10 protein-coding genes and 1 pseudogene are annotated in these 7,595 nt (G+C 59.7%); 2 read left to right on the forward strand and 9 right to left on the reverse strand.

Annotated features, from left to right (window positions below; translation table 11 throughout):
• Nucleotides 1-215, reverse strand: a 215-nt coding sequence (locus tag ABJH13_RS12825; RefSeq protein WP_348406609.1) for a hypothetical protein, incomplete at its 3' end; no start/stop codon positions are given.
• Between the two features lie 136 nt (nt 216-351).
• Between ABJH13_RS12825 and ABJH13_RS12830 the strand changes: the two genes are divergently transcribed.
• Nucleotides 352-909, forward strand: a complete 558-nt coding sequence (locus ABJH13_RS12830) for a TIGR00730 family Rossman fold protein (protein WP_348406610.1) — start codon at nt 352-354, stop codon at nt 907-909.
• Nucleotides 910-1,234: 325 nt separating this feature from the next.
• On the opposite strand, the gene ABJH13_RS12835 is transcribed toward ABJH13_RS12830, so the two are convergent.
• The 7 genes from ABJH13_RS12835 to ABJH13_RS12865 form a co-directional block, all read right to left on the reverse strand.
• Nucleotides 1,235-1,834, reverse strand: coding sequence for a superoxide dismutase (locus ABJH13_RS12835; protein ID WP_348406611.1), 600 nt, complete (start codon nt 1,832-1,834; stop codon nt 1,235-1,237).
• A 141-nt stretch (nt 1,835-1,975) separates the two neighbouring features.
• Entirely contained in the window at nt 1,976-2,386 is a 411-nt protein-coding gene (locus tag ABJH13_RS12840) for a hypothetical protein (protein ID WP_348406612.1), read from the reverse strand.
• A 72-nt stretch (nt 2,387-2,458) separates the two neighbouring features.
• The gene (locus tag ABJH13_RS12845) at nt 2,459-3,019 is read right to left on the reverse strand and encodes a sarcosine oxidase subunit gamma family protein (protein WP_348406613.1); all 561 of its coding nucleotides are present in this window, start codon (nt 3,017-3,019) and stop codon (nt 2,459-2,461) included.
• Entirely contained in the window at nt 3,012-6,026 is a 3,015-nt protein-coding gene (locus ABJH13_RS12850; RefSeq protein WP_348406614.1) for a sarcosine oxidase subunit alpha family protein, read from the reverse strand. The genes ABJH13_RS12845 and ABJH13_RS12850 overlap by 8 nt, the downstream gene beginning before the upstream one ends.
• A gap of 55 nt (nt 6,027-6,081) precedes the next feature.
• Nucleotides 6,082-6,411 carry a sarcosine oxidase subunit delta gene (locus ABJH13_RS12855; protein ID WP_348406615.1) on the reverse strand — a complete coding sequence of 110 codons (330 nt, stop codon included), beginning with the start codon at nt 6,409-6,411 and terminating at the stop codon, nt 6,082-6,084.
• An 87-nt stretch (nt 6,412-6,498) separates the two neighbouring features.
• The gene (locus ABJH13_RS12860; protein WP_348406616.1) at nt 6,499-6,687 is read right to left on the reverse strand and encodes a hypothetical protein; all 189 of its coding nucleotides are present in this window, start codon (nt 6,685-6,687) and stop codon (nt 6,499-6,501) included.
• Between the two features lie 156 nt (nt 6,688-6,843).
• On the reverse strand, nt 6,844-6,987 hold the full coding sequence (locus ABJH13_RS12865; RefSeq protein ID WP_348406617.1) for a hypothetical protein: 144 nt from the start codon (nt 6,985-6,987) through the stop codon (nt 6,844-6,846).
• Nucleotides 6,988-7,124: 137 nt separating this feature from the next.
• Here ABJH13_RS12865 and ABJH13_RS12870 point away from each other — a divergent pair, with 137 nt between their 5' ends.
• Entirely contained in the window at nt 7,125-7,316 is a 192-nt protein-coding gene (locus tag ABJH13_RS12870; RefSeq protein WP_348406618.1) for a hypothetical protein, read from the forward strand.
• A 129-nt stretch (nt 7,317-7,445) separates the two neighbouring features.
• Here the strand turns inward: ABJH13_RS12870 and ABJH13_RS12875 are convergent.
• Nucleotides 7,446-7,595, reverse strand: a pseudogene (locus ABJH13_RS12875) (sarcosine oxidase subunit beta); the annotation flags it as partial.

The following is a 7,595-nucleotide window of genomic DNA, read 5'->3' on the forward strand; positions in this document are numbered from 1 at the left end:
GCCACGGCGGGCGCCTCTGGCGCAGCGGCGGGGACGGGTTCAGTGACTGGCGTCGGTGCGGGCGCATCGCCACCAGTCGCCACCTCTTGGAGACCCAGATCCTCTTGCGACCCCGACGACATATAAACGCCCGCGCCCGCCAAAACGGCGATCACCACGCCAGCCACCCACAGTCCTGTTCCACCTGATTTGGTGTCGGGCCCCTCGTTGCGCATAACCGTCTCTACTTCCTAAATATCCGCCATCCCAAATTGCGGGACGGACATTGAGCCTACATACCAACTGCTCTATCACCGGTCAAAACCGCGCAGATCACCTGTGCTGCTCTCTTCAACGGTAAGGACACCCCATATGCAACCCAAATCCGTTTGCGTCTACTGCGGCTCTCGTACCGGGGTTGACCCTGCGTACATGGCCGAGGCCGAAGCATTGGGCACAACGCTGGCCCACGAAGGCTGGCGATTGGTCTATGGCGCGGGCGATGTGGGGCTCATGGGGGCCGTGGCCCGCGCGGCCCAAACCGCAGGCGGCAACACCTTTGGCGTGATCCCCCAGCACCTGGTTGAATGGGAAGTCGGCAAGACCGACCTGACGACATATGTGGTCACTGAAACCATGCACGAACGTAAAAAGGTTATGTTCATGAACTGCGACGTTGTTGTGGTTTTGCCGGGTGGTGCGGGGTCCCTTGACGAGCTCTTTGAGGTGCTGACATGGCGCCAGTTGGGCCTGCACGAAAAACAGATTTTCCTAGTGAATACAAATGGTTACTGGGACCCTCTGATCGCTTTGATCCAACATATGACCGACCAAAGCTTTGCCGATGATAGCCTGCATGGCTACTATACCGCAGTGCCCAACACCGCCGCCCTCCGCGATGCGTTGCGGCAGGTTTTGACTCCATCCTGACCCGGCGGGCTGTGTCCTTTGGGGCATCAGATTGGCCTGCAAATCCCGCAGCCCGCGCCCCGGTAGCGGGCCGCAGATAGTACCAATCGGCCGTTGCGACAGCGCGGCCGCGCGCGCCGCAACACGGGGCCGCTCCAGACCACGCGCATGCCCATTCAGAACGGTCCAAACCTGCGGCCCACGGCCCAAACGCCCCGCACCCGGCCCAACAGATTGTGATGCGTTTGCAACAACATCCCCCCGCCAAGACGTCTGGCGGCGCCACGGCGGCCACAAAAAAGGCCCCACACAAGGTGAGGCCTTTTTGATAGCATCGCACAAAAGGTCAGAGGCGCGAGGCCACGTTTTCCCAATTCACCAGCTTGTCGAGGAAGTTGGTCAGGTACACCGGGCGTTTGTTGCGGAAATCGATGTAGTAGGAATGCTCCCACACGTCGCAGCCCAAAAGCGCCGTCTGGCCAAAGCACAACGGGTTCACGCCGTTCTCGGTTTTGGTCACGGCCAACGACCCGTCTGCGTTTTTCACCAGCCAGCACCAGCCAGAGCCAAACTGCCCCGCGCCTGCTGCTGAGAATTCGGATTTGAACGCATCAACGGACCCAAAGCTCTCGGTGATCGCTTTTTCCAGTTCGCTCGGCATTGCGCTGTCGCCGGGGCTCATCATTTCCCAGAACTGGTTGTGGTTCCACAATTGGCTGATGTTGTTGAAGATACCATTTTGCGCCACGGCGCTGGCGTCGTAGGTCCCCTTGATGATCTCTTCGAGAGACTTGCCGTCCCACTCTGTGCCCTCGATGGCCTTGTTGCCATTGGTGACGTAGGCGTTGTGGTGCAGGTCGTGGTGAAATTCCAACGTCTCTGCGGACATGCCGTTGGCTGCCAGCGCATCATGCGCATAAGGAAGATCAGGAAGTGAAAAAGCCATGTTGGGCCCCCTTTGGTCATTTCTGTTGGGTACACTGCACATGAAGCACGGGCGCGCCCGAGTTCAAGTGTTAAGGCGTGCAAAAGCGTTCTGAAACGCGATTTTCACGCCTTCCCCACCCGGTTCGTACCGCTGCACCCGTTAGCTGACGCGTTTTCTGCACATGCCAGAACCCGAAAACCGGTTATGATATCCATCCGGCTGTGCATAGACAGTAATTGCGCCGTCTTTTTTGATCGTCGCGCGGAAGTCAAAGTAAGGTACGTATTGGTTGCCGCTGGTCTCGTAGCCCTCGATCGTCCATGTGACAACGAGCTTGCGGTCGGTGTTGCGCTTGACCTTGGCCTGTATTGGACCGGAATTCACCGCCAGCACGAAGGAATCGCTGACTGTCGCAGTCCCATCGTCAAAGTGCACAATGGCGATCTTGTCACCGATCCAACCGCCTGTGCGTTTGGCCTCCGTTATATCACAATCATAAAGAACACCTTGTGCCGCAAACCCCGGCACGGGTGCCAATAAGCACAAAGACATCAAAATCCGACGCAGCATAAAATATCCTTTAAAAAGAGCGGCCCAAGGCCTTACCGACCTTCAAACCTTACCCATTGCTGCCAAAGAGCGTCAACGGGTATCTGCGTAAACCCGCGCCTCTGAACCGGGTTGGCTGGCGGCAGTGAGCACATCAAAGGCATATTGTGCCTGGGACCGGAAACACACGACCTGAAATGCATCAGGGGCAGGCATCCAGAACGCCGCAGGCACCTGCGCCATACGGGTGCGTCGGAACATTCCAGGGCCAAACGCAGCAGGCGCCAGATCAACCGGGCACAGCTTGGCCATAACGTCGCGCGCATGTGGGCCCTGCACCGTAAAGGACGCGCGCGCGTCAGACACATTGACCGCTAACGCATGGGTCTGTTGCAACGCGGTTTTCAACGCTGCCAGCACGGACGGCACATCATCATGCGGGCACAACACCAACATTTCGTCCGGGCTCATCCACCCCAATCCGACCGGACCAGCCAGCCCCATTTCGCGTGGGCCCGGCATATCTGCCGGTACGGCGCCCGTGATGGCCGCAACCACCCCCGGATCCGACAGATCCGCACGCAGCGTGATCATCCCCTGCAGCGGCGCCTTGGCAATCGTGGCAATGCCGCGTGGTGTGATAGGGTCAGACATTCCCCTTCTCCCCATCTTTGTCATAAAATACCGGATCAACGATCCGCGCTTTGTAGGTCACGCCATTGGTGCCGGGGAAATCCAGCACCTCGCCCATCCGGTCGGGCCCATGCAGCACCAGCCCCATCGCGATCCCTTTGTTTAGGTTTGGCGAATAGTAGCTGGACGTCACACGGCCGATCATATTTTTCTGACCATTAGCGTTTTCACCCGTGCCGACGGCATAGGCACCATCTGGCAATACCTCCCCTGACAGTGTTTCCAGCCCGACCAATTTCCACCGGGTTGGGTCGGTCATGTGGGTCCGTTGCTGTGCGCGCTTGCCAAGGAAGTCGTTCTTTTTCTTGGAGATCGCCCAGTGCAGCCCCAAATCCTGCGGGATCACGGTGCCATCGGTTTCATCACCGATCATGATAAAGCCCTTTTCGGCGCGCAGAATATGCAACGCCTCAGTGCCGTAGGGCATCACACCCAGATCTTGGCCTGCGTCCATCAACGCATCCCAAAACGCCTGGCCCTGCCCCGCATCCACGGCGATCTCGTAGCTTAGCTCACCCGAGAACGAGATCCGATAGACCCGGCATTTGAAGCCGCCCAGCTCACCGTCGGCCCATTCCATGAACCCCAACGCTTCGCGCGAAACATCCATACCGCCCAGCGCCTCGAGGGCTTTGCGCGCATTCGGCCCCACAACCGCCACCTGTGCGTATTGTTCCGTGACATTGGCGACCCAGACTTTCCAATCCCACCATTCGGTTTGCAGCCATTCTTCCATGTGCTGGTGAATGCGTTCCGCCCCGCCCGTGGTGGTGTGACACAAGAACGTGTCATCATCGATGCGCGCAACCACGCCGTCGTCGATCAGAAAGCCATTTTCAGAACACATCAACCCATAGCGGCATTTGCCCGGCTTTAGGGTGCTCATCATGTTGGTATAAAGCATATCCAACAGCCGCCCGGCATCAGGGCCCTTTACCACCAGTTTGCCCAAGGTCGACGCATCCAACAGGCCCAGCGCATCGCGGGTATTTTTGGTTTCGCGCATCACCGCATCATGGGCGGTTTCACCCGCGCGCACGTAGGCATAAGGCCTGCGCCAGTGGCCCACGGGTTCCCATTCGGCACCGTGGGTGTCGTGCCATGCATGCATCGCCGTGCGCCGGATCGGTTGAAAGACATCGCCGCGCGCCTCGCCCGCGATAGACCCCATCGAGATCGGCGTATAGGGCGGCCGGAACGTCGTGGTGCCCACATCGGGGATCGCGCTGCCCAATGCACCGGCCAATGTCGCCAGCCCGTTGATATTGCTGAGCTTGCCCTGATCGGTCGCCATACCAAGGGTGGTGTAGCGTTTGGCGTGCTCCACGCTCTCAAAGCCCTCTTGGGCGGCCAATTGCACATCCGACACTTTTACGTCGTTCTGATAATCAAGCCACGCCTTGCTGCGCAGCTGCACCCCTGCGCCTTGCGGCATCAGCCAAACAGGCTCCATCGGGGCCTCCCTGGGGGTGTCGCCAACCGGGCATTGCGATTGCTTGACCCGAAACCCGGTTGCGGCAGCGGCCAGCTTGCCCGCCTGATCGCCATCGCCCAGACAATCGCCCAACCGCAACGCCCCACTGGCGGCCCCGGCTGTCGTCACAAAGGCGCTGCCATCCGCACCTTTGGGCGCTTTGTCCACATCCGGGCGAAACATAGATTGCGCGGCATCCCAGAGCAACTTGCCGCCGCAATGAGACCACAGATGCACCACCGGCGACCACCCGCCCGACATGGCAACCGCGTCGCAAGGGATCTCTTCCAAAACAGCACCTTGGCCTGCCTGACTGCAAACCGCCACACCGGTCACCCGCTTGCCACCTTTGACCTTAGATATGCCGTGCCCCGTCAGCACCCGCAGCCCCATGGCTTTGGCCTGTACCATCGCCGGGCTGTCAGTGGTCAGCGCCCGTGCATCAAGGATCGCAGGCACCGTCAAACCCGCTTTTATAAGGGAAAACGCGGTTAAATAGGCGTCGTCGTTGTTGGTCAGCACAACCGTGCGGTCGCCTGTGGACACGCCGTAGTTCACCACATAGTCCCGCATCGCAGAGGCCAACATGACCCCCGGAATGTCATTGCCCGCAAAAGACAACGGGCGTTCGATGGCCCCTGTTGCAGTCACGATATGCCCCGCGCGGATCCGCCATAACCGGTGCCGTGGCCCCGATTTTTCCGGACACGCATCGCGTAATTGTTCGTAACCCAACACATACCCGTGGTCGTAAACACCCGCCCCCATCATCCGCTTGCGCAGCGTGACATTGGGCAGTTTTCCCAATTCATCGACAAGGTTTTCCACGAAGTTATCCACAGGCGTGCCATCTACCGTGCCGCCGTCCACAGGTGCGCGCCCGCCCCAATGGGCGGTCTGTTCTATCAACAGCACCTTGGCCCCGCTTTGTGCCGCCGTTTTGGCCGCCTGCAACCCTGCAACACCCCCGCCGATCACCATGACATCGCAGAAGAAATGGTAATGTTCATAGGTATCGGCATCGCGCGATTTGGGCGCACGGCCAAGCCCTGCGGACTGGCGGATAAACGGCTCGTACACATGTTTCCACAGGGCGCGCGGATACATGAACATCTTGTAGTAAAACCCCGCCGGCAGGAACCGCGACAGGTGGCTGTTGATCGCCCCCACGTCAAATTCTAGCGACGGCCAGTGGTTTTGGCTGTCTGCGGTCAACCCGTCAAACAGTTCGGTGGTGGTAACGCGCTGGTTGGGCTCAAACGTGCCATCGGCGCCCATATTCACCAACCCGTTGGGTTCTTCGGCACCTGATGCAACAACCCCACGCGGGCGGTGATATTTGAACGACCGCCCCACCAACATCTGGTCATTGGCCAGTAACGCCGAGGCCAGCGTATCGCCCTCGACCCCGCGCAGTCGTTTGCCATTGAACGTAAAGTTCAGAGGTTTGTGTGTGTTCAGCAGGCGGCCACCTGTGGCAAGGCGTGTGCTCATGGGTGCGTCTCTTGTCTTGAGGTCGGTGGGGCAAGGTGATGGGTGCGCGGCAAATTCATGTGACGTCTCTCCAAGTCCAGCCGGGTCGCTTTTCGCTGATCGCATCACGTATCGCCTTGGGGGGCTCGGTGGTTTGCGCGGCATAGGTCCCAAAGACCTCTAGCGTGGTGGTGCAGCGCGCCGCATGAAACCACTTTCCGCAGCCATAGACATGCCGCCACCGTTCAAAATGCACCCCACGCGGGTTTTCGCGCTGGAACAGGTAGGCCTCAAAATCCGCATCTGACGCATCGGGGCCGAACCGCGTCAAATGCGCCTCTCCCCCCCCGTGAAATTCGGTTTCTTCGGCGGTCACGCCGCAAACAGGACAGGTAAGGATCAGCATCGGCAAGCTCCGGATGTGGTTCCCGCATGCAAAAAGACGGGCGCCAAAAGACGCCCGCCCATCGCGGTAAATTCAAGAAAATCGGTGTTATTCGACGACAGCAGGGGCCGCCGTTGCAGGGTCGATGGCAACAGGCGCTGCGCCATCGGCGTCAGGCGGTACTGTGCTTGTGCCCAGAACGGCCAGCAGGAAGACGAACGCGCCGATAACCACGAGCGCGATAAAAATGCCTTTGCCACTGACGCCATCATTGGAGTGGGTCGTATAGTCAGCCATTGGTCTGTCTCCTTGTTACGGGAGGCCAGTGTGGCGGTTGGGGTCACGCGCGCAATATCGGCGGAAATCCCCGGTGAATATGGGCGATGTTGAGCCAGAGCCCGCAGCCTATGTTGGCCAAAACTTGCTGATCGCAGGGGTGAAGGACGCGCGCGTCTAGGTGTCTGTGTCGGTCTGCACGGCGCGCAAGACCGTCTCTGTCGCAGACAGCCCGCCCCCCTGCGCCACCATGAAATAGGCCAACACCCCCACACCGCAAAGCAACCCCACCACGACCGAGCGTTTTGATCGATCTGACATGGGGGGGTTCCTTTTGATGACCTGCATGCACAAGAAACCCGCCGCACCGCGAAAGAGTTCCCACACTGTGCGCTCTTGTCGCCAAACGGTGGAAAATCGGGTATACGGGGGACAACGTGGCACGAAAGGGCGGCAGAATGACCAAAGAAACGATGGCGATTTTGGTGTTTGGGGCGATCATCGCATTGGCGATCATCATGTTTGCGCTTGAACGGCGCGGTATTGCTGCGCGCAAAGCAGCACGTCGCGGGCGCGAAGTCGACGTCAGCGGCCTGATCGCCTTTGGCAGTGCCGCCGGTGAGGGCACCAAAACCCATGGCACTGACTGACCAAGCCCCACGGTTTTGACAACGGCGGCGCGCGATTGGCCATGTGGTGCGCAGCGACGGGTCACATGCACCCATGTATGGCTGATGAACCAGCGCGGTATTGGTGATCGAAGTGGCGCTTCCCAACATTCAGTGCGCCACCCCGGCGGCAACGCTTTCATCAATGAACCGCCCCTCGCGGAAACGATCCAACCCGAAGGCATCCGTCAGCGGCCCGTGCCCCTTGGCGATCAGTTCCGCCATCGCCCAGCCGGACCCCGGCGTCGCCTTGAACCCGCC

Origin of the sequence: Roseobacter sp. (assembly GCF_039970775.1) — a bacterium.
Classification (GTDB): domain Bacteria; phylum Pseudomonadota; class Alphaproteobacteria; order Rhodobacterales; family Rhodobacteraceae; genus Roseobacter.